This window comes from Staphylococcus pseudintermedius (assembly GCF_001792775.2).
Lineage (GTDB): Bacteria > Bacillota > Bacilli > Staphylococcales > Staphylococcaceae > Staphylococcus > Staphylococcus pseudintermedius.
In genome coordinates, this window is record NZ_MLGE02000010.1 from 1 (window position 1) to 22,437 (window position 22,437).

At 37.1% G+C, this 22,437-nt stretch carries 19 protein-coding genes and 1 rRNA gene; 5 read left to right on the top strand and 15 right to left on the bottom strand.

Annotated features, from left to right (window positions below):
• The 4 genes from BJK46_RS07940 to bcp form a co-directional block, all read right to left on the bottom strand.
• Positions 1-256, bottom strand: a 16S ribosomal RNA gene (locus tag BJK46_RS07940); the annotation flags it as partial.
• Positions 257-987: 731 nt separating this feature from the next.
• The gene (perR, locus tag BJK46_RS07945; RefSeq protein WP_014613510.1) at positions 988-1,446 is read right to left on the bottom strand and encodes a peroxide-responsive transcriptional repressor PerR; all 459 of its coding nucleotides are present in this window, start codon (positions 1,444-1,446) and stop codon (positions 988-990) included.
• 80 nt (positions 1,447-1,526) lie between these two features.
• Positions 1,527-2,477 (bottom strand): phosphoglycerate dehydrogenase, encoded by a 951-nt coding sequence (locus BJK46_RS07950; protein WP_014613509.1) that lies wholly within the window; start codon positions 2,475-2,477, stop codon positions 1,527-1,529.
• A 6-nt stretch (positions 2,478-2,483) separates the two neighbouring features.
• Positions 2,484-2,942, bottom strand: a complete 459-nt coding sequence (gene bcp, locus BJK46_RS07955) for a thioredoxin-dependent thiol peroxidase (RefSeq protein ID WP_014613508.1) — start codon at positions 2,940-2,942, stop codon at positions 2,484-2,486.
• Between the two features lie 82 nt (positions 2,943-3,024).
• Here bcp and BJK46_RS07960 point away from each other — a divergent pair, with 82 nt between their 5' ends.
• Both BJK46_RS07960 and BJK46_RS07965 read left to right on the top strand, forming a co-directional pair.
• Complete coding sequence (locus BJK46_RS07960) at positions 3,025-4,311, top strand: glutamate-1-semialdehyde 2,1-aminomutase (protein ID WP_103263581.1); 1,287 nt, start codon at positions 3,025-3,027, stop codon at positions 4,309-4,311.
• A 93-nt stretch (positions 4,312-4,404) separates the two neighbouring features.
• On the top strand, positions 4,405-5,499 hold the full coding sequence (locus BJK46_RS07965; protein ID WP_014613506.1) for an FUSC family protein: 1,095 nt from the start codon (positions 4,405-4,407) through the stop codon (positions 5,497-5,499).
• A 147-nt stretch (positions 5,500-5,646) separates the two neighbouring features.
• Here BJK46_RS07965 and BJK46_RS07970 read toward each other — a convergent pair whose 3' ends face one another.
• The 4 genes from BJK46_RS07970 to mutY form a co-directional block, all read right to left on the bottom strand.
• Positions 5,647-7,224 carry an FMN-binding glutamate synthase family protein gene (locus tag BJK46_RS07970; protein WP_014613505.1) on the bottom strand — a complete coding sequence of 526 codons (1,578 nt, stop codon included), beginning with the start codon at positions 7,222-7,224 and terminating at the stop codon, positions 5,647-5,649.
• A gap of 524 nt (positions 7,225-7,748) precedes the next feature.
• Complete coding sequence (locus BJK46_RS07975) at positions 7,749-9,485, bottom strand: ABC transporter ATP-binding protein (protein ID WP_099987221.1); 1,737 nt, start codon at positions 9,483-9,485, stop codon at positions 7,749-7,751.
• 777 nt (positions 9,486-10,262) lie between these two features.
• Complete coding sequence (ntdP, locus tag BJK46_RS07980; RefSeq protein WP_014613502.1) at positions 10,263-10,805, bottom strand: nucleoside tri-diphosphate phosphatase; 543 nt, start codon at positions 10,803-10,805, stop codon at positions 10,263-10,265.
• Between the two features lie 65 nt (positions 10,806-10,870).
• Positions 10,871-11,917, bottom strand: coding sequence for an A/G-specific adenine glycosylase (gene mutY / locus BJK46_RS07985; protein WP_014613501.1), 1,047 nt, complete (start codon positions 11,915-11,917; stop codon positions 10,871-10,873).
• Between the two features lie 90 nt (positions 11,918-12,007).
• Between mutY and BJK46_RS07990 the strand changes: the two genes are divergently transcribed.
• Positions 12,008-12,985 carry a metal-dependent hydrolase gene (locus BJK46_RS07990; RefSeq protein WP_099987219.1) on the top strand — a complete coding sequence of 326 codons (978 nt, stop codon included), beginning with the start codon at positions 12,008-12,010 and terminating at the stop codon, positions 12,983-12,985.
• 470 nt (positions 12,986-13,455) lie between these two features.
• Here BJK46_RS07990 and BJK46_RS07995 read toward each other — a convergent pair whose 3' ends face one another.
• The 5 genes from BJK46_RS07995 to sgtB all read right to left on the bottom strand — a co-directional run bounded on the left by BJK46_RS07995 (position 13,456) and on the right by sgtB (position 17,900).
• On the bottom strand, positions 13,456-14,253 hold the full coding sequence (locus tag BJK46_RS07995; protein WP_014613499.1) for a membrane protein: 798 nt from the start codon (positions 14,251-14,253) through the stop codon (positions 13,456-13,458).
• A gap of 9 nt (positions 14,254-14,262) precedes the next feature.
• The gene (locus BJK46_RS08000) at positions 14,263-15,792 is read right to left on the bottom strand and encodes an ATP-binding cassette domain-containing protein (protein WP_015729380.1); all 1,530 of its coding nucleotides are present in this window, start codon (positions 15,790-15,792) and stop codon (positions 14,263-14,265) included.
• Positions 15,793-15,807: 15 nt separating this feature from the next.
• Positions 15,808-16,122 carry a YfhH family protein gene (locus BJK46_RS08005; RefSeq protein WP_014613497.1) on the bottom strand — a complete coding sequence of 105 codons (315 nt, stop codon included), beginning with the start codon at positions 16,120-16,122 and terminating at the stop codon, positions 15,808-15,810.
• Positions 16,115-16,918, bottom strand: a complete 804-nt coding sequence (gene recX / locus BJK46_RS08010) for a recombination regulator RecX (RefSeq protein ID WP_015729382.1) — start codon at positions 16,916-16,918, stop codon at positions 16,115-16,117. Before recX ends, BJK46_RS08005 begins: the two co-directional genes overlap by 8 nt.
• Positions 16,919-17,102: 184 nt before the next feature.
• Positions 17,103-17,900 (bottom strand): monofunctional peptidoglycan glycosyltransferase SgtB, encoded by a 798-nt coding sequence (sgtB, locus tag BJK46_RS08015; RefSeq protein WP_014613494.1) that lies wholly within the window; start codon positions 17,898-17,900, stop codon positions 17,103-17,105.
• A 200-nt stretch (positions 17,901-18,100) separates the two neighbouring features.
• On the opposite strand from sgtB, the gene BJK46_RS08020 reads away from it, so the two are divergent.
• Positions 18,101-19,846, top strand: coding sequence for a pyruvate oxidase (locus BJK46_RS08020; protein ID WP_015729383.1), 1,746 nt, complete (start codon positions 18,101-18,103; stop codon positions 19,844-19,846).
• A 575-nt stretch (positions 19,847-20,421) separates the two neighbouring features.
• Here the strand turns inward: BJK46_RS08020 and BJK46_RS08025 are convergent.
• Together BJK46_RS08025 and BJK46_RS12190 are read right to left on the bottom strand one after the other, a co-directional pair.
• Positions 20,422-20,937 carry a type 1 glutamine amidotransferase domain-containing protein gene (locus tag BJK46_RS08025; protein WP_096533566.1) on the bottom strand — a complete coding sequence of 172 codons (516 nt, stop codon included), beginning with the start codon at positions 20,935-20,937 and terminating at the stop codon, positions 20,422-20,424.
• 75 nt (positions 20,938-21,012) lie between these two features.
• A complete protein-coding gene (locus tag BJK46_RS12190; RefSeq protein WP_015729384.1) occupies positions 21,013-21,174 on the bottom strand; it encodes an SE1561 family protein in 162 nt (53 codons plus the stop codon).
• A 115-nt stretch (positions 21,175-21,289) separates the two neighbouring features.
• Between BJK46_RS12190 and yfkAB the strand changes: the two genes are divergently transcribed.
• On the top strand, positions 21,290-22,429 hold the full coding sequence (gene yfkAB / locus BJK46_RS08030) for a radical SAM/CxCxxxxC motif protein YfkAB (protein WP_101431680.1): 1,140 nt from the start codon (positions 21,290-21,292) through the stop codon (positions 22,427-22,429).
• Positions 22,430-22,437 lie beyond the last annotated feature (8 nt).

Here is a 22,437-nt window from a genome sequence, read left to right on the forward strand (position 1 = left end):
AGCTAATACGGCGCGGGTCCATCTATAAGTGACAGCAAGACCGTCTTTCACTGTAGAACCATGCGGTTCAACATGTTATCCGGCATTAGCCCCGGTTTCCCGGAGTTATTCCAGTCTTATAGGTAGGTTGCCCACGTGTTACTCACCCGTCCGCCGCTAACGTCAAAGGAGCAAGCTCCTTATCTGTTCGCTCGACTTGCATGTATTAGGCACGCCGCCAGCGTTCATCCTGAGCCAGGATCAAACTCTCCATAAAAGAAGTAAGCTTGATATAGCTCGTTGATTGTTTAAGCCAATCACTCTCGAAAGTACTTTTGAAGTACTCAAATTATTGGAATTAACGTTGACATATTGTCATTCAGTTTTCAATGTTCGTTTTTGCTGTTACAAGAAAACATTATACTTTAAACAAATTTCTCTGTCAAGATTTAATTTAAAGTTTTTTTAAATTTTTTGTTAATAAGTTGTTGTCTCGTTCAACATTTAATATCTTATAATGTTACGGAGAAAGTTTCAAGCGTTAATTTTACACTTTTAATCATTCGTTTACATGCGTTCAATCATGAAAGCATTATTTTTACAATCTCCTCGAAACGACTTCCTTATCTTACCAAGTAGAATACCCATCGTCAACACAAAATCAACTGTTATTTCTAATCAAATTTACTATGTTTTTGAAAACTAACACGTATTGAGTTATTTTTACATCAAAACATTTAAAACATAGCGTGAATTATCTTTTGAATCAATTTAAACAGTTATAGCCTCACTCAATTCAAAAGCGAACGCACACATATCCTTCAGTTCTAACCAAGAAGATTAACATCTTACTAAGTTGCACGTCGTTCAAAAATTTAATACCTGAATTAACATGCACGATTCAAAACAATCAACGCATCTTAAACTAAAAATAATCACTAAAACTTAAAAAAGGCTTATTCATCATAACGTTTCATTCATACGCTTTCTGAATAAGCCTTCAATCACTTATAATTCTTTTTCAGCCTCTTTACACGATTGACAAACACCATATATCTCCATTCTGTGATGCGTGACGTCAAATTCTGTTACATGTTGCGCAAGTTGTTCAACTTCATGAAGTAATGGATAGTGGAAGTCAACAATCTTACCACATTTCTCACAGATGACATGATAATGATTCTGTGTGTCGAAATCAAAACGACTCGACGCATCACCATATGTTAACTCTTTAACAATGCCTGTCTTTTTAAATACTTTAAGGTTATTGTAAATCGTTGCAACACTTATACTTGGGAAGTCAGGTGATAATGATTGATATATTTCGTCAGCAGTTGGATGTGATTCCGCTTTGATGAGGAAATTTAATATTGCTTGACGTTGCGGTGTAATACGCACGCCTGCTTCACGTAAAGACGCTATTGACTCTTTTAATTGATGATCATGAGATTCCAATTCAGCAGTCATTAGGTTCACCCGTCTTTCTTATTAATAATAATTCTTACCTAATAATATATAAGGTTTACCTATTTATTGTCAATATTTATCTAATATCCTCTATCAATATTAACCTTATTCTCAATCAAATTACCATTACTGAGAAAAGATTTTAAATTGTTAGAAAAAATATCAGTTGCTAATTTTTTGTTATCTACGTGACTGCCTGAAATATGTGGTGTTAAAAAGACATTATCCAACTGGTAGAGTTCTGAATCGGATTCTAGTGGCTCCTGTTCAAATACATCTAAATATGCTTTACGAATCGATTTGTTTTTTAAGGCATCAACAATAACTGATTCTTGTGCAATTGTACCTCGTCCTAAATTAACAAATAATGTATGTTGATTCATCGCTTTAAAATCTTCTACGGTCAATAAATATCGTGTATCTGTTGTTTCCGGTAACAAATTCACAACGATATCCACTTCTTTATAAATATGGTGTCGTTCTGAAATAGGATACGTCTCGTCAAAATATTCTGCCGCATGACCTGTTGTATTTAACCCTATCGTTTTCATCCCCAATATTTTTGCTATTTGGGATGCACGTTGAGGAATTTTTCCGGTACCTAAAAATAAAATATGCTGACCTTTAACGGATGGTGTAACACGTTTATGATTATAAATGCGTGCTTGTTGTTCTTCATAAATTGATTTGAGTTCTTTGTAGTCATCTAATATGTACGCAAACAGAAATTCCGTAAGTTGTTGTGCATGTACACCCCCTGCATTAGTCAATTGAATCTCTCTTTTCTTGAGCGTTTCAAAAGGCAAACGATTGACCCCTGTCGCATACCAAGCTATCCATTTTAGATTTGGTGCGTTTTCAATAAAAGCTGCATCAACTTCTGGATGATATGAAATCAACACATCCATTTGTTGGTGCACTTCTTCAGGCAGTTGAGAGGGATGCTTATAAAATTTAAAGTCAACATGAGGAAATGCTTCTTGTAATCTTGTTTCTTGATCATCTAAACGCATCAAGCTAACGACTAACATGTAGAATCACCCTTCCAAGATTTCTTTAAGTTGTGCCATTTGTTCTTTGACTTTTACTTTTTCAATAACATCTATAATTTTCCCTTCTTCATCTAGTACAAAAGTTGTTCGTACGATGCCCATCGATTCTTTACCAAAAGATTTCTTCAATTGGTATACACCAACCGCTTCTGAAAGTTGAAAATCTTCATCTACCAACAAATCAAAATTTAACTGATGTTTCTCTATGAAATTTTGATGTTTGCGTTTTGAATCGCCGCTTACACCGTAAACTTGCACATTTAAATCATTAAAGTATGCGATGTTATCTCTGAAGTCACATGCTTCTGTTGTACATGTAGGTGTGTTATCTCGTGGGTAAAAATAGAGAATTACTTTTTGTCCTTTTAATGAAGCTTTTGAAATTTGCTCGCCATTTTGATTTTCTAATTGGAAGTCTGGAAATGTGTCACCTTTTTTTAACATAACAACCCTTCTTTCTAATATCTTCTCATTTTATGATACGATAATAGGGAAAAATATTAAATTAAAAGAGGTTGGTTGATTTATGAATTTTAATCGAAGTGAAGCATTACAAGAACAATCCAATGAATATATTTTAGGGGGTGTCAATTCACCGTCTCGTTCATATAAAGCTGTCGGTGGTGGCGCACCAGTTGTGATGAAGTCTGGTAAAGGTGCTTATTTATACGACGTCGATGGCAATGAATATATCGACTACTTACAAGCATATGGTCCTATTATTACTGGACATGCCCACCCGCATATTACTGAAGCCATCCAAGAACAGGCTGCCCTTGGTGTATTATACGGTACACCTACAGAATTAGAAATTGCATTTGCACGAAAATTACGAGCAGCCATTCCTTCATTAGAAAAAATGCGCTTTGTCAATTCAGGAACAGAAGCTGTGATGACTACGATTCGTGTTGCACGTGCTTATACAAATAGAGATAAAATCATCAAATTTGCTGGCTGTTATCACGGCCACTCTGACTTAGTGCTTGTCGCTGCAGGAAGTGGTCCATCACAACTTGGTTCTCCTGATTCAGCGGGTGTGCCGAAAAGTGTAGCCCAAGAAGTAATCACTGTGCCATTTAACGATATTGAGTCTTTTAAAGAAGCAATGAAACACTGGGGCAATCAAGTGGCTGGCGTGCTAGTTGAACCTATTGTCGGTAACTTTGGCATGGTCGAACCTCAACCTGGATTTTTAGAAGAAGTGAACCGTGTGACACATGAATATGGTGGCTTAGTTATTTACGATGAGGTCATTACTGCATTCCGTTTTCATTATGGTGCTGCACAAGATTTATTGGGCGTTTATCCTGATTTAACTGCTTTCGGTAAAATTGTAGGAGGTGGCCTTCCAATCGGTGGTTACGGTGGTCGCCAAGATATTATGGAACAAGTCGCACCACTCGGACCCGCCTATCAAGCAGGGACAATGGCAGGTAACCCATTATCAATGAAAGCAGGTATTGCGTTGTTAGAAGTATTAGAACAACCAGGTGTATATGAAAAATTAAATCAACTCGGTAAAAAATTAGAAGCCGGGTTACAAGCTGCTATTGATAAATATCAAATCAAAGCAACTATCAACCGTTTATATGGTGCGTTAACGGTATACTTTACAGATGAAAAAGTGACACATTACGAACAAGCTGATGCGTCTGATGGCGAACAATTTGCGAAATTTTTCAAACTGATGTTACATCAAGGCATCAACTTAGCACCATCAAAATATGAAGCATGGTTTTTAACAACTGAACATACAGAAGCAGATATTGAAAAAACAATTGCTGCAGCGGATTATGCATTTAGCCAATTGTAAACTTCGCTATTGAAATTTGCGATGTAACAGTGTATAACATGATTAAACCTATGCACGACTCAGGCTTTAATTTAATCAAAGGAGCGCGATGATTTGAAACTGGGAGCTAGAATTTTAAAAACAGGTATCGCCATTATACTTGCGGTTTCGATTGCCTCACTGTTACCTCATAGTGCTGGGATGGTGACCGTCGCAGGCATTGCAGCGGTCGTTGCCATGCAGCCTAGTGTCTATCGGACATTTAAAACGATTGTCGATCAATTCCAAGGTAATGTCATTGGTGCCCTTCTCGCTGTAGCTATGGTGACCATTTTCGGCAACAATGTCATTATTATGGGTGCGACAGTCATTTTGTTAATCGCATTACTCTTTAAAATGAAAATCGCACATGTTGCAACGTTAGCGACAGTGACTGCACTGGTTATTATGGGACAACATGACGGCTCTTTTTACATCTCAGCCTTTTACCGATTTTCTCTTGTGATGATTGGGGTCATCAGCTCATTCATCGTTAATCTCACATTTTTACCACCAAAGTTTGAGACGAAGATTTATTACAACTCATTAAACATTTCGACCGATATTTTTAAGTGGTTTAATTTAGTGTTAAATGATGCGACAGAATTTAATTATGTGAAGCAAGATTTAGAAAATTTACGTCAACGTATTGTCAAACTTGAGCAGTTACTTGAATTTTATAAAGAAGAACGTGTCTATACAAAGAAACAAGTCTTCGCACAAACACGTAAGAAAATCTTATTTAAAGAAATCGTCTTGTCGACACGTGATGCGTATGACGTGCTCAGACGAATGAATCGATATCAAAATGATTTGGTGCATTTAAATCATGCATTATTATTACAAATCAAATTAGAAATTGATGAGCTGACACAATTTCACGAACAAATTTTAATTAGTATAACGAAAAAAGCAAAGTTCGACGTGACACTCGATCAACGTTTTGTCCCGAACCCATTGAAAAAAGAAGTCATCACAGCCTTTCAAGAAGAGGTCATAGTAGACCCAGAACCTGAAAACTTTTCTTATGCCAACATTATGCATATCATTTCAGCTTTAGAAGAATATCGCTACAATTTAGAACACTTAGATCGTTTACGTGTCAGTTATTTTAAATACCATAACACAGACCCCGATATCGATATCATTGAAGAAGATTTTGATTTATAACAAATAAAAGCTCGAGCAAAATGATTTAACGTCATCTTGTTCGAGCTTTTTCTGTATTGATAAGGCTAGTAGATCAACTTTTTCTGCCTCTATCACATTTAATGAGGGTGCGCATCAAAAATTTTTTGTACCACCCCATTTCCCCATTTAATCAATCAACTTTAATTGATATTGATGAACCGATTCAATTTCACCATTCTGATATTTAATCGTCACATGTTCAGGACCGATTTCAGTTGGACTTTTCACACCGACCGCTGCCGCAATATTAAACAACCCTTCATGCAAGCTCGTAATATAGTTCGTTACACGATATTGTTTTTCATCGACGACAAGCGCTTCTTCTTTTTTAGGATCCGTCGTTGCAACACCGACTGGACAAATATTTTTATGACATTGACGACTCATGATACAACCTACACTAATCATCATCGCTCTGGCTACATTCACGAGGTCAGCCCCTAATGCTAATGCAATGGCAATTTTATCAGGCGTGACCAATTTTCCAGATGCAAAAATTTTCACCTTGTCTCTTAACTGATGCGCTTTGAGTAAACCATCAATGATAGGTAACGCTGTAAATAACGGTAAACCGACGCCATCTTGCAATTCCTGGAACGTTGCACCTGTCCCACCTTCACCACCATCAATCGTAATAAAGTCTGGATAAATCTGTAACGTTTGCATAGCGTCAATCAATTGTTTAAAGTCGTCTTTTCTACCAAGTACCATTTTAAAGCCCACTGGTTTTTGACTCATTTCTCGCAACTCATCAATCCATTTCAACAAATCATACGCGTTATTAATAAAGTCAAAACGGTTCGGCGAGTCGACAGTTTCATAAGGTTGAAGCTTACGAATTTTGGCAATTTCTTCTGTCACTTTTTTACCTTCAATATGACCGCCACGTGTTTTAGCGCCTTGTGCCAACTTGATTTCAAACGCTTTAACTTGGGTATGTTGTGCAACTGCCATGAAATGATCAGGGTCGAATTGTCCGTGCTCGTCCCTAACGCCAAATAAGCCAGGCCCGATTTGGAAAATAATATCAACATCACCGGCAAGATGATAATCAGATAAGCCGCCTTCACCGGTATTCATCCATGTGTTCGCCATCCCTAATCCTTTCGAAAGTGCCGTAATCGCATTTTTACCCAGAGCACCGTAACTCATGCCCGACTGTCCAACTAAACGTTTAACATAAAATGGATGCGCGACATGCTCACCGATTTTGACATAATGTTCAGGCGCCAAATAAAAAGGTTCAATTTCTTTCGCACGAATATGCTCTGAACGATTAAACAATGTTTCGCTTTTAATTTGATAAATGAACGTTGAAATCCATTCATCATTGTCGACCCTTAACTGATGCTTTTGCGTTGGAAACATTGCATTATTAATAAAATAACCGCTGTCGTAATTTTTCTGCGTCCCAAAACTCGCCCCTCTTGAGTTGTACTTGCCCGCAATAACAATATTTTGATATTCCATTCTTGAAAAAGGTTGGTCTTCATTGTCATTTAAAAATAAATATTGGCGCATTTCAGGTCCAATATGTTCTAAAAAGTATCTCACACGTGCGAGCACAGGATAATTACGTAATACACTGTGCTGCTTTTGTCGTTTATCAAAAATTAAAAACGCAATCAATGCGATACATGCAATGACGAATATACCTACTAATAAAACATTGATAATTAATTGAAGTACAGTTAAAAAAGTCATTGTACCCCCCACTCCCTTTTTCTTTCATTATACATGAAATATAGGGCCATATTGACTTAAGTGACCGATTTAAATTGGAAATAACTTGATTAATCACCTCTAGGCACATGCATCATTGACACATTCCATTTATAGATTTTTCCACTAACAATGAATTCAAAAATGATTTATTCTTATCACATTTTGCACTCAGAACATCCTATTTATTTTTAAATTTAAATTTTCACCTTGCTTTTAGGCGTCACGTTATACCTCACAAACATCAAAAGGAGCTAGGACATTAAATTTCCTTAGCTCCTTTACTATATGTTGTGTATGCCAAGGGATGGGACATAAAAATTTAAGCCTCAAACCCTTCATAGATCGATGATTCATTAATAACTTTAAAAAAGTCAGATAATGAGGGTGAAAAGGATAAAAAATTGATGCTATTGTTTTGGGGTTCATCATCTTGCATCAATAGCATCAAAATTTTTCTGTGTTCCAATCCCTTTCATATCACTATCATACGATTGCAATTGCAATTATAAGTTTTGAATTGAGAATAATCGACGGTATGCGCCTTCTCGTTGCATTAACGTCTCATGGGAACCTTGCTCCACAATTTCACCATTTTCAATGACGACAATTTTATCTGCATGTGTAATCGTTGAAAGTCGATGTGCTACAATAATAGTAGTCCGGTCATGACTCAGCTTTTCTAACGCCTCTTGAATAATCGCTTCACTTTCTAAATCTAACGCACTTGTTGCTTCATCTAAAATCAATATAGGTGGATTATTTAAGAAAATACGAGCAATCGATAAGCGTTGTTTCTGCCCACCAGAAAGTTTTACGCCACGTTCGCCGACTTCCGTATCATAACCTTGAGGCAATGCCATAATAAAGTCGTGGGCATTTGCGAGTTTCGCCGCTTCTACAACTTCCTCAAATGACGCATCTGGACGACCGAGCAAAATATTTTCTTTCACCGTATCAGAAAATAAAATGTTGTCTTGCTGCACCATACCGATTTGACGTCTCAAACTTGCCGTATCGAAATCTTTAACGTCATGGCCATCAATTTTAATATGGCCTTCCGTCACATCGTAAAAGCGAGGAATAAGATGAATTAAGGTTGACTTTCCGCCTCCACTCATACCGACAAATGCGACTGTTTCGCCATGTTGGATATCCAAATTCAAATGGTTCAATACATTTCGCTCTTCTGGATTGTACTTAAATGAGACATTTTCGATTTCAATTTGCCCTTCACGAATCGGTATCGCTTTCGCTTGTGGTGCATTTTTAATATCATAAGGCTCGTCAAACAATTGAAAAACACGATCCATTGATGCAAAACTTTGCGTTAATGTTGTAAAAGAAGACACAAGTCGACGCAATGGCCCGTATAGTTGTTCAAGGTAGCTGACAAATGCCGCAAGTGTCCCCACTGTCACAGATCCCGTAATGGCTAAATAAGCACCGTAACCTATAACAATTAATGGACCAATATCAGTCACAGTGTTGATAGCCGAAAATGAATAAGCATTCCAACGTGTATGTTTAAAGGCCTTGTTTAAAAAGTTCGTGTTGCGTTGATCGAAATTTTTAGCTTCATTTTCTTCAATCGCAAAACTTTTAATGACCGCCATCCCATTGACACGTTCATGAAGAAAACCTTGTGTCTCAGCAAGTTTTTGTGAACGTTCACGAGTCAGAGCCCTTAAACGGCCGAAAAAGAAATATACCGTTAAAATGTAAAAAGGTAAGACAACGATTGCCGCTAACGTCAGTTGTACGTCTAAGAAAAACATCACCGACAACGCAATAATAATCGTAATACAGTCAAGCCAAATATTCATGAGCCCCGTCATGATGAAATCTTTCGTCTGTTCGACATCATTAATAACACGTGAAATGACTTCACCTGCTTTGTTGTTCGCATAAAACTTTGAACTTAACGCTTGTAAATGATCATACAATTTTTTTCGAATATCATATAAAATTTTGTTACTTGTCCATTGTGCTAAATATTGTCTAAAAAACTCAATCGGCGGACGTACTACTACAAAAATAAACGCCGCGATAAGCATAGACACACCTAAACGCATTAACTTATCATCTACTGTTAGAGCCGCATTATTTATGACATCATCAATGACATATTTGATTAATAATGGAATCAGTAATGGAATACCAAACTTCAATATTCCGACTATAATCGTACCAACAATCAGCCATCGATACGGCTTTACAAACTCTAAATATCTTCTTATCAAAAAAACGCCCCCCGGTATTATCCTACGTCAACATTGACCCCATTTGTATCATGTGTTAAATAAATTTCGCGCGTCTCTTTGAATGACGAATTGAACGGGACTGGGACATGATGTTTTCCCAGTCTCTGCTTCTATTTATGGATTGATATCCATTAATGGTGATTAAACCGTTGAAAAATAAGGGTGTATGTAAAAAATGATGCGATCGTTTTCTTGATTTCATCAACTTGCAAGCAGTTGCGCAGTATTGAAATATGATTGCCCAGAAGGCTGAGACTCCTGAGGGATAAGTTAAACGCTAAACAACGTCATTTAACTTTAAAAGTGGCTACCGTTTAACGCAGTAGCTGTCTGACTTCTCAATGCGCATGCTTTTGAGAAGTCGAGTCAGCCTTACGGGGGCAGTACGACGAAATCTTTGTTACACATGAGATTCCTGTACTGCTCCCAAAATCCACAATGAATGGGTGCGCTGGGAATCAATAAACGGTGTTCCAAAAGCAGGATTTTCGACAGAACCCCCGCGATTTCGGCAAAATTTGGAAAGCAATTTTGCTCATCGCTCGGTTCTGCTCAAATCCTAAGCGCTTTTGTCACAACCTCCCTTCATCCCCTAGGAAAGGGAAGCCATGATGGCAATCAAAAACCGAAAATCGTAGGGAGGGCAAGTTTAACAAAATATTGCATCAATCGCATCAAAAATTTTTATGTCCCGCCCCCGTATTACATTGTCATCGCCAATCAGTATTGTTATTCAATTACAAACGATATGATATTTTAAAAGTTTTTCACCTTTTGAAATCGTTGACGCCACACTTTAATAAAATCAGGTGCAAATGGTCCCTTTTTCTGCTCAATCCATTGTTGTAAAATATCAACATTGCGTCTTAAAATCATATCAATATCTTTTGGATAATTCATTTGATTCATATGTTGTTCGTACTCATCTTCATCTAATAAATGATATTTGCCATTTGGATAAACTTTAATATCTAAATCATAATCGATATATTTTAAAGCTTCTTCATCACAAACAAAAGGCGACGATAAGTTACAATAATAATAAACGCCATCTTCACGAAACATACAAATGACATTAAACCAATATTCTGAATGGAAATAGACAATTGCAGGCTCACGCGTTACCCATGTTCGGCCATCACTTTCGGTTACAAGCGTATGATCATTACCACCGATGACGACATCTGCTGTTCCTTTTAAAATTGTAGTTTCGGACCATACACGGTGTATATTGCCATCGTGTTTATAAGATTGAATTTTAATCGATTCCCCTTCTCGAGGTATACACGATTTGACCAACTTCTCACACCACCTTGTTAAAAATTCACCTCGTTATTATATCATATTCCATTCCTATTACTTAATTATTCCGCTTCATTTATTGCGTTAAATATTTTTGTCATCGGGACTGGAAAAGAGTAGTTATCCTTTTCAACGGATGCCATCCATCTTCTTCCATTTGCGACAACCGGTGCGACCGTTTCATCCACCGTTGCAGTATGTACAGTCAAATGCCATGTCAAATGTGTAAATTGATGTTTCACTTTCACTACATTTTTACGTTGAATCGTTAAATGATTGATGTCTAAGGTTGGTTCTATGTCTTCTTTCACACCATGTTCAATCATCGGAAACTGCCACATACCTTTGAGTAATGATGCTGTACGTTGTTCTATTAAAAAGTCTCCTGATTGATTTTGAATGACATACACATCAAAGTTCAACGTTTTTTTCTTCAACTTTTTCGTTTTGACAGGACGTTCTAATACGGTCCCTTGTTCGTAGGATTCACAATGCATTTGAACTGGACAGAATAGACAAAGTGGCGCTTTAGGTGTACACACAAGTGCACCTAACTCCATCATCGCTTGATTAAAATCACCTGATTGTTGTGCAACATAAGGCGCCAGCTCATTTTCATAAGCTTTTCTTGTCGACTGAAGCGCCGTATCACGTGTATCATCATTTAAACGAGACCATACACGAAAGACATTTCCATCCACTGTCGCTAACGGTAAATCAAAAGCAATACTCATCACAGCTGCTTGGGTGTATGGACCTACACCTTTCAAATTTAAAAATGTCTCTGGATGTTGTGGTACGCTTCCATCATGAAATGCGACGACTTCTTTGGCGGCAGTGTGAAAATTACGTGCACGACTATAGTATCCAAGACCCTCCCATAGTTTTAATACATCGTCCTCATCTGCATTCGCCAAATCTTCAATTGTCGGAAACGCTTCAACAAAACGATGATAATAATCACGAACCGTATCGACTTGTGTTTGTTGTAACATCACTTCACTAATCCAAATATAATAGGGATTTTTCGTTTCTCTCCAAGGCATTTGCCGTTGTTCCTTTTCAAACCATTCCAATAAATGTGGCTTGAATGTAAGTTCATCTAACATTTCAATTCTCCTTGCATATATTAATGATTTTCGTTCATTTCAATAATCGACTATAATAAAGTTACGTTATATTGAAAAGAGTGAGACATTATGGATACAGCCACACACATCGCGATAGGCGTTGGACTTACAGCAATCGCAACGACGGATGCTGCTATGAGCGGAAACTTCGCTGCAACAGCAACCGTACTGATTGCAGGTTCTTTAATTCCTGATAGTGATACTGTACTAAAATTAAAAGATAATGCAACATATATTTCAAATCATAGAGGCATTACACATTCTATTCCTTTTACTTTACTTTGGCCATTATTGTTAACTTTACTGGTCTATAGCCTTTTCAAACATGTCGATCCCTTACATGTTTGGTTATGGGCACAACTCGCCGTCTTTCTCCATGTGTTTGTTGATATTTTCAACTCATATGGTACACAAGCATTACGGCCCTTTTCGAATAAATGGATTCAATTGAGTGTCATTAATACATTTGATCCGATTATTTTTGCGATTTTGCTCGTCGGTATCGCCATTTGGGCCATCGGTGTACACCCTTATATTGTGTTTATTCCAATGTTAATTGTCCTCATTGTATATTATATTTTAAGATTTCAAATGCGCAGTTGGTTAAAAAAACAAGCTTTAAATCAAGTGGAACATCTCGGCACACCAATTAAAGTTTTTGTAGCACCGACCCTTCGTTTTATGCAATGGCGTATCGCAATCCAAACTGAAAAACACGATTATGTCGGTCGCAGTTATGGACGTAATATTGTGTTTAGTGACAAGGTAGAACGTCAGCCTTTTCCAAGTAATGCAATCATGAAATATGCACAATATGATAAAAATGTGAAAGCTTTTCTGAACTTTTCTTCCATTTATCGTTGGCATGTGAGACAAGTTGATTCTTATACGACTGAGCTGCGATTTATTGATTTGCGTTATTTGAAGGATGGGCATTATCAGTTTGTGGCGATTTTGCATCTTGATCAAGAGATGAAGGTGAAGCATTCGTATACAGGGTGGGTGTTTAGTGAGGAGAAGTTATTGAGAAAATTACTCACTCATTAATTCAGCGTGATGATATACTATAACGATTTAACTGGTTTTACTCCAATCAAACCTTAGATTGCAACACGATGCTGCAGTTTTTAAAATTATTTAGCCTTTATGGGTTGCACGCTTTAGACTCGTCTTCCTAGGCGCTGAAACTTCAACTAACAAACGTTTTTAATTTTACTGTTACATTCATGAAAGCGATAGTGGATTATTTGTTTCAGCTGATACCTCAGGAGTCTCGCCTAGCTTTGCTCCCCTTAAAGGCTTTTTATTGTTTTATCGCAGCGTCGTTCTGTTATCTGATATGTTTCTTAAACTGAATAAATGCACTAATTATCATTAATTAATCACTTGTATTCATGGTGCTTCATATCTCCTTCACCTTAGCGTTAAAATGTGTTTCCTAGCCCTTACCGCTTCAAAACCATCAAACAAAAAAGCTGTGTGCAACGATGAGATGTCGTTGTTTCACAGCTTTTGGTTTATTCGGCTTTTTCTTTTTGTACTTTTGATTGATGGTGTTCGTTTGGTCTTAATTGTGAGACATAATCTTTTAATGCATAACAAAATACAATCATCAATCCAATGAAACACATGAAATAAAAATGATAACCGAGATGATTCATGGCTTCATGGCCAACGATGACAGCTTGTTGCATGCCATTGACTAGATAATACATCGGGTTCAGCATCATCACATGTGTCACCCAGCCGTTACTATTAGGTGGAATATAAAGGATAGGCACGAGTAAAAACGTCAAAATCACAATCAATGTAAAGACACGGTCTAACTTTGGATAGAGCACATACACTAAACCAAGTAAAAATGACATGATGACAATAAAAACAAACGACATCGCACTATAAAAGAATACGCCTACCCACGTCGTATCAGTATTCAATGGTTTTAACCAAGCCATGACAGTCATTAAAACAGTTAATATTATGGTATGCATGCCGCTCGACAAAACAATATGGAAAAATGGACTCATATTAAAGTGACGCGTCACATAATAATCTCTAGGAAAGAAGCGGTAATGGATATAAATCGCAACCCATATGACACCAAAAGCGACTAGCCCTGTCAGTCGATAATCAAAAGTCGCTTGTGTCACTTCCACGATATCTAAAAAATAAAAAGCTATTGCGGTTAAAACCATTAAACCAAATGCAATTAAAAAAGTTAATGCTGTCCATTTGCGATGTTTTTGAAGGCGATATTTACTGTGTCTAAACAATCTCGTTCGATTATGAAAAAAATGAATTAAGTTTTCTAACACGCTCATCACCTACAATTCGATATAAATCCATTTGGAATGTTTAAGATCGGCAATGAAATAACCTGAATCTGTTTTGCTCATCCAAATATCGGTTTTAATATTAAATTCATCTTTAAATTTGTCTTGCTTCACGATTGGAAATGTAAAGCCGAGTAAATGATCGCGGTCATCAAACAACATTGAAATCGGCTGTTCGACAATCGGCTCTACAAATCGTTGTTCATGTTCTGGCACAAGTGTTTCATTCACCTTTTTATGTGATTTATGGAGTGCACTGTTAAAGTAATCGACAAAGTTAATATAGTTGTCTTTCATATAAGGTTCTAACTGTTTACGATCGACTTCTTTATAAAGTGCTGCTGGATTTAAATAAAGGAATTTGTCTTTGTTTGCTTTATAACTTTTGCCATCCACTTCAATACGGTACGCTGTTTTATTCTCACCCGTAATCGATGCGACTGTATAGTGCGGTAACTGTTCTTCTTTACCCTTATTGTCTAATGGCGTGATCGTCATTTCACTGTCGTTTACAATGCCATAAGCTAATTTGTCCACATATGGATCAGATGTCGATTTCGAAATGGTCGCTTGGGTCACTAATGGTGCGCTTGCAATTTTGCCTAAGTTAGTAAAAATTAATACACCTGCCATGCACATACCAAGAAAAAACAGTGCCAACCAAGTCCATATTCGCGATAAAAAGGCTGGTGGTTGCGCATGACGATAACGTTCAATCCGTCTAAAATTATATGTAAGCTCTGGCATGCGTGAACGATTGCGCTTCCAGTCTTCATCAAAGTGTTCTCGTTCTTCCGCTGTCGTTAACGATGCCATATCCCGTTGATGCGACAGAAAATAAGGCAATACTTGTTTAATCGAGCCTTCTTTACGTACTTGACCGTGTGAAATCCATGCTAAATAGTTACTCACAGCTTTCACTTTTTCGACATCATTGTCAATCGCAATCCAAGTCCATTCGCGGTCGATATAATCTTCTACCATTACTTTTGCTTTTTCAAAAAATCCTTCATCTAAATCACTCAATATATGACTTAGAATGACAATTTTTGCTTCTGATGCGCGTGCTAAGCTGAATAACAACTGCGCATATTGTGCATCTGTTAAGTCTTTGACCCGTTCATCTTGTACAGCTTCTAAATGTGCATACTTAATGACTTGTGTAGCTTTATGTTCAGGTGCATCGTAAGGAAACAGTTGAATGACATCTTTTACATAGTCCATCACTAGAATATTTTCAACTGATTTTTGATTCATATTCGCATAAAACATTGATGCAGCACGTGCGATTCTTCCTTTATCGGGTTCGACAGTCCCAGCTAAAATTTCACCGATTAATGATTTAGATGATTCAGCCTCACCAATAATCCCTAGCGCTTCACCTTCATAAATATGCAGAGAAATATTGTTCAACTCAATATCTTCTGGTTGATAACTAAAAGGTTTAAGCACATTTTGCTTTTTTTGATTACGATAATAATGTGTGACATTAATCATCTTCAAGACAATTGAACTACCCATGCGCTAAAGTCCCTTCTATATTTGTAATAATGAAATTGGTAAACCTTCTTCAGCTTCCGCCCCATTAATGCGATAGCCCCATGCGAATACCCCTTTGAGACGTTCGACTTTAAAATAATTGCCTGTGCCATCTTTAAGGCGATAAATTTTACCAAGTTCAATTTCATTCGTGTCGATTAAATAACTCTCTGCAATAACTACTTTATTCGCATAAACATCATATTCATTCATGATGCCGTTCATTTCAGCTTTTCGCATTTTCTCTTTACTCGTCTGGATAACATGTAAAATTTCTTGTCTATCCATGTCGCTTAATCGTTTTTCAATCATGATCAATACCACTTTCTGTCAGTTTTCGTTGGATATCGTCATACGGATACCCTTTTCTTAGTAATGCCTCAACCGTTTTCATATATAAAGGCTTTCCTTCATATTTCTTCTGATATTTATTATAGACTTTCTCTAAATCCCGTTGCAATAAATTATCCACAGTTTCTGGGTCCTGTTTAAAATCTAATGCATCCATCACTTTAAATATCGTGTCTAGGGTGAATCCTTTTTGTTGTAGGGATTGTTGTACTTTCACCTTTACTTTTGAGGGAGGTCCTTTTTTTTGATTCATTATTTTTTGACCAATGTCTACTATGCTTTCGAATGGTTGTTCCTCTTCGTATACACGGACGCCTTCTTCTATCAAATCCGCTTCAATTCCTGCTTGATGTAGCTTTTGACGAAATACTTCCGGTCCTTTATCCGTTGTTCGTAGCATCGTGTTTTTTAAACTGATCATATAATCGCGGTGATCAATGAGTTTAAGTCGCTCACAATAAGCAATGGCTTCGTGAATGATGTCTTCTTCATAACCTTCTTTTCTTAGCTGTGTGGCGATTTCTTTACGTGTTCTTTTGCGATAGGACAAATATTGAATGGCATGATTGTTCGCTTGCTGTTGATATTCACGTTGGGCCAATGATTTAAGTTCATCTATGTCCAGTTCATCGCCCTTTTTAATATTAAACGCCACCAACGTATCTATTGAAATGCCGATCGCAAATTCATTATCAATATAAATGTTAAAACGTTCATGATTATTTTTTTGCACTTCAATTTTAGTAATTTTTGACATCGTTTCACCCCTTTAAATAAGAAAAAGAGTAGAGCTCAAATCTAAAAATATAATTAGATTCCAATGCTCTACCCCACTCTGTTGACAGCGTCGTGACCGGCATTAAAGTTTGTGCAGTGATAGAAATCGCAAATTGTCTCGTTTTCCTCAACACTTCATGTCCTTATTATGCCATATTCATACATTAAGCACCAAGTTGTTGCAACGCTTCTGTATATTGTTGTTCATTGATAAATTCTTGTTGTTTCATTTTTTCTAACGTCATTTTCGTACGATTAATAAATGAAGGTGACATGTCATTCACATTGTACACGGAAGGCGCATTCACCTTACTTGCTAATATGGCACTTTGTAATACTGTAATATGCGGTAATGTGTAATTTTGTTCATTTGTTGTGACACCAAAATAATCATTCGCAGCAGATTCAATTGTATAATGATTGTCGCCATAATAAATATTATTCATATAGTAGCTTAAAATTTCATCTTTGTCGTAATACCGCTCAATCCGTTTAGCGACAAACATTTCTTTCAACTTACGCGTCACGGTCTGTTGGTTATCATAATAATAATTTTTTGCAAGCTGCTGTGTAATCGTACTCCCACCTTGTAAACGATCACGGTCACGCACCGATGCAAAAATCGCACGTAAACTTCCTCGATAATCTACACCTGAATGTTTGTAAAAACGACGATCTTCTACAGCGATAAATGCCCCTTTTGTATAATCTGGCATTTGTGAAGCACTGACATAACTACTTTTTTGTTCAATACTTTTTAATTCATCTATGTCCGCGCGCTGTGCCATAAAATACATCGCACCAATAAATAATGCACCTGCTAATACAATTAACATCAATAACGTGCGAAAAATACGGCGTGGCTTTTGTTTCTTCGGCGGTTGTCCGACAGGTTGATAATACGTATTGTGATGTGGTTCATTGTGCGGTGCAGGCTTGGCTATTCGGCCTCTTCTTTTCATATATGTGTGACCTACTTTCTCATATTAAATCACTTAATAATGTGAGTTTACCAAGTCCTTCAAAATTATGCTATATGTTTCGGCAAAAATCAGTCTGTAGAACGAGCTTGAGCACGAACATTGAAGATTGTTACTGAACGTGAAAAAATGGGTATGTAACTGTCATAAAGAGAATCAAAACAGAAGGAGTAATCATTATTATGGGAAAAGTAAAAGCAAATATGGCGTTAGTAAGCGCATTAAAAGCATGGGATATTGACCATGTCTATGGGATACCAGGTGACTCTATCGATGCTGTTGTCGATGGATTAAAAGTAGCTGAAAACGACATTGACTTTATTCACGTACGACATGAAGAAGTCGCAAGTCTTGCAGCAGCCGCTTATACTAAATTAACTGGCAAAATTGCAGTTTCACTTGCAATCGGTGGACCTGGTGCCATCCATTTATTAAACGGGATGTACGATGCGAAAATGGACAATGTGCCACAACTTGTATTATCAGGACAAGCAGACAGTCATAAACTAGGCACAAAAGCATTCCAAGAAGTGGACTTACCAAAATTATTTGAAGATGTTGCAGTTTACAACTATCAATTGAAAGAGAGTGATGCGACACGTATTTTCGAAATTGTTGACGAAGCGATTCGTACCGCATATCGTGAAAAAGGTGTTGCAGTGTTGACCTTACCAAACAACATTTTAAATACAAAAGTTGAGGACAATTTTCCTACAGAAGTTGAACCTTACGTACCAGAACGTCGTCAACCTTTAAGCCACGAAATTCAACGCGCTGCACAGTTATTCAATGAAAGTAAGCGCCCTGTCATTTTAGTCGGTAAAGGGACAGACCATGCGAAAGCAGAAGTACGTGAATTCATTGAAAAAGGTAAAATTCCAACTATCGTGACGTTGCCATCAAAAACGATTGTAGGCGATGACCATCCATACAATCTTGGTAACCTCGGTAAAATTGGTTCAAAACCTTCTTACCAAGCCATGCAAAATGCGGACTTGCTCATTTTAGCAGGCACGAACTATCCGTATGTGGATTATTTACCGAAGAAAAACATACCAGCGATACAAATCGATGAAAATCCAGAAGCTATCGGTCACCGCTTTGATGTCGATGCACCTATCGTTGGGGACAGTCAATTGGCATTACGCGCATTGACAGACGCAATTCAACCTGTCGAAAAACGATCATTCTTAAATGAAATGTTAGACCATCGTGAAACTTGGAAAGGTTGGATGACTGAAGATAAAAATAATGATGCTTCACCAATCCGTCCTGAACGATTGATGGATGCGATTAATAAAGTTATGACTGATGATACGGTCATTGCAGCTGACGTGGGCACATCAACTGTATGGTCAACACGGTACTTGAACTTAGGTGTGAACAACCACTTCATTATTTCAAGTTGGCTCGGTACAATGGGTTGTGCCCTTCCAACAGCTATCGCATCACGCATTGCTTTCCCTGGCCGCCAAGTGATTGGGATTACAGGTGACGGTGCGTTCGAAATGGTGATGCAAGACTTCTCAACAGCGGTGCAATACAATTTACCAATGGTGTTGTTCGTCCTTAATAACAGTGAACTTTCATTTATTAAATATGAACAACAAGAAGCGGGTGAATTAGAGTACGGTATCGACTTTAGTGATATTGACTTCGCGAAATTTGCAGAAGCTTGTGGTGGTGTCGGTTACACATTAAAAGATCCGAAAGACATTGATTCAATCGTACAAACAGCAGTACAACAACACAAACCAACAATCGTTAATGTGTATGTAGATAAAAATGCTGCACCACTTCCAGGTAAAATCGTGCCTGAACAAGCGATAAATTATGCAAAATGGGCATACCGTAGCTTAACAGAAGACCGCAAATTTATTTTTAACGAAATGCCATCATTAACAACAGCAGTAAGACGTTTCTTATAAGCACATTCAAGCAGCATAGGTGAAATCACCTGTGCTGTTTTTTTACCGTTTTCAACTGTTACGTTCAAATGTAAGTTTAAGACATTTTGAGGCAATGTAAATTGTAAAAATTTCATATTCAGACGACTCAATCCAAATATAAAAATCGGCAATGCAAAGTGATTTCCATCAATTAAAATAAATGAGAAGTGTAAACACTTAATATACTTTCCCTTCGTATTACGACCATTCTCACATTCGAAGTTTCACTTGAAATTGTAATCATAGAAATTAAGAACTGCGAGTGCTAAAGACGTTCGCTTTCTATTACAACACAATTCATTTTTTGCCATAAACTGTTAGATGACAAGAACTTCCCGAGACTGTTGATGAATCAGACCCAGCCGAAAATCCAATACAGCTTCATTTAAATGTACACTACACTCAAGCTGAATTGAGTTGAGGCCCCCTAAGAAAGCAAAGGTTAGTTCTGCAAACTAGAAAACCCTTTAAATATATGAGTATGTATCAAAAACAGGACATATTAAAAAAGCGAACACTAGAAATTCTAGCGCTCGCTCTCAATCAATCACATATTATTTAAATTGATTTACAATTTCTCTATTAAAGTCATCTAAGTCATCAGGTGTACGACTTGTTACTAATTTTTTATCAACAACAACAGATTCGTCAACAACGTTTGCACCTGCGTTAGATAAGTCTTTACGTACATTAAGCACAGCCGTTAAAGTACGACCTTTTAACTCATCTGTGTCAATTAAAATTTGGGGTCCGTGGCAAATGGCGAATGATGGTAAATCTTCTTTTAAGAAATATTTCGCGAAAGTACCAAATCTTTGTTCTGCATCTCCACGTAATATGTCTGGTGAGAATCCACCTGGTAATAATAAACCATCATAATCTTCTGGTTTTGCATCAGCAATAGATAAATCCACAGTCACTTTAGTCCCGTGTTTACCTACAACTTCAGCATTGGCAGTTGTACCAATGACTACCGTTTCATGGCCCGCTTCTTCAAGTGCTTCTTTGGGGCTTGTGAATTCAACATCTTCAAATTCGTCTGCTAATAATACAGCTACTTTTGCCATAATTTGCATCACCTTTCTTTTAAATATCTATTTCAATGTATACCCCAAAGTAAATCGTTCAAACATATTGACCCATATTTATTGACGTAATTGATTCACTTTCGCTTCAAGTTGGTCTAACAATTGAAGCCATTCGTCGATATCCGCAACATCCACCTTGTTTGGATCCGCATGTTCAATCTCTTCTAAAAATTGAGAAAGTCTCTCTTTCACTTGATTCATAGTTTGTGGCTCTTCCATACTTTACGATTCTCCTTTATAATTGCAGTTGTCATAGTTATATTAACATGAATTTGATTTTCCTCAATGGTAAATATCAAGTGATCATGTATTTTAAGATGAGGAGTTTTTAAAAATGTTAACGACCCAAAAGGAGCCTATTTCAATATTTAATGACCCGTGGGAGCCTTATATAGATATAGAACAATACGGTCAATTGACGCTGAGCAACGTGGAATTCACGACAACGAATTTGTGTAATATGCGTTGTAGTCATTGTGCTGTGGGCTATACATTACAAACGAAAGACCCCGATATATTACCGATGTCATTAATTTTACAACGTTTAGATGAAATTCCAACGTTACGTACGATTTCTATTACGGGTGGCGAGCCCATGTTTTCAAAAAAATCAATTCGTGAAGTAGTTAAACCATTATTAAAGTACGCATATCAACGTGGAATATATGTCCAATTGAATTCGAATTTAACTTTACCGTTAGACCGTTATTTGGACATTGCAGAATATATTGATGTCCTCCATATTTCACACAATTGGGGCACAATTGATACTTTTACTGAAGTCGGTTTCGGTGCGATGGAAAAGCAGCCCCCATTAAAAGCGAAATTGAAATTGTATGAACAAATGATTTCAAACGCACGTACTTTAAGTGAGCAAGGAATGTTCGTCTCAGCAGAAACGATGTTAAACAAAAGTACCTATCCACATCTCACGTCTATTCATCGTGAAGTCGTGAATGATATGAAATGTCAACGTCATGAAATTCATCCGATGTACCCTGCTGATTTTGCGAGCCAATTGGAAGTGCTCGATTTGAAAACGATGAAAGAAGCCATTTCACATTTATTAGATGTGCGTGATTCAAACACGTGGATGTTGTTTGGAACTTTGCCGATATTCCCTTGTTTGCAAGATGAAGCAGATGCGAAATTACGTCAAAAGCTAAAACAAGCACCGAATGTAACGATGCGTAATGATCCTGATGGCCGCAGTCGCTTAAATGTGAATGTGTTTACGGGAGATGTTATTGTGACAGATTTTGGTGATGAAACAGGTACAATTTCTAATATTCGTCATGATCAATTGACGGATGTATTCCAAAGATGGTTGGACAGTCCTTTAGCTCAGGCAATTAATTGTCATTGTCCAAAATTTGAATGTCTCGGACCGAATATTCTTGTTAAAAATATGTATTATCCAAATGTTGATTTTAAGGTACAAGAAGCGCGTATGCATACACTTTTTAATCAATAACGAATAGA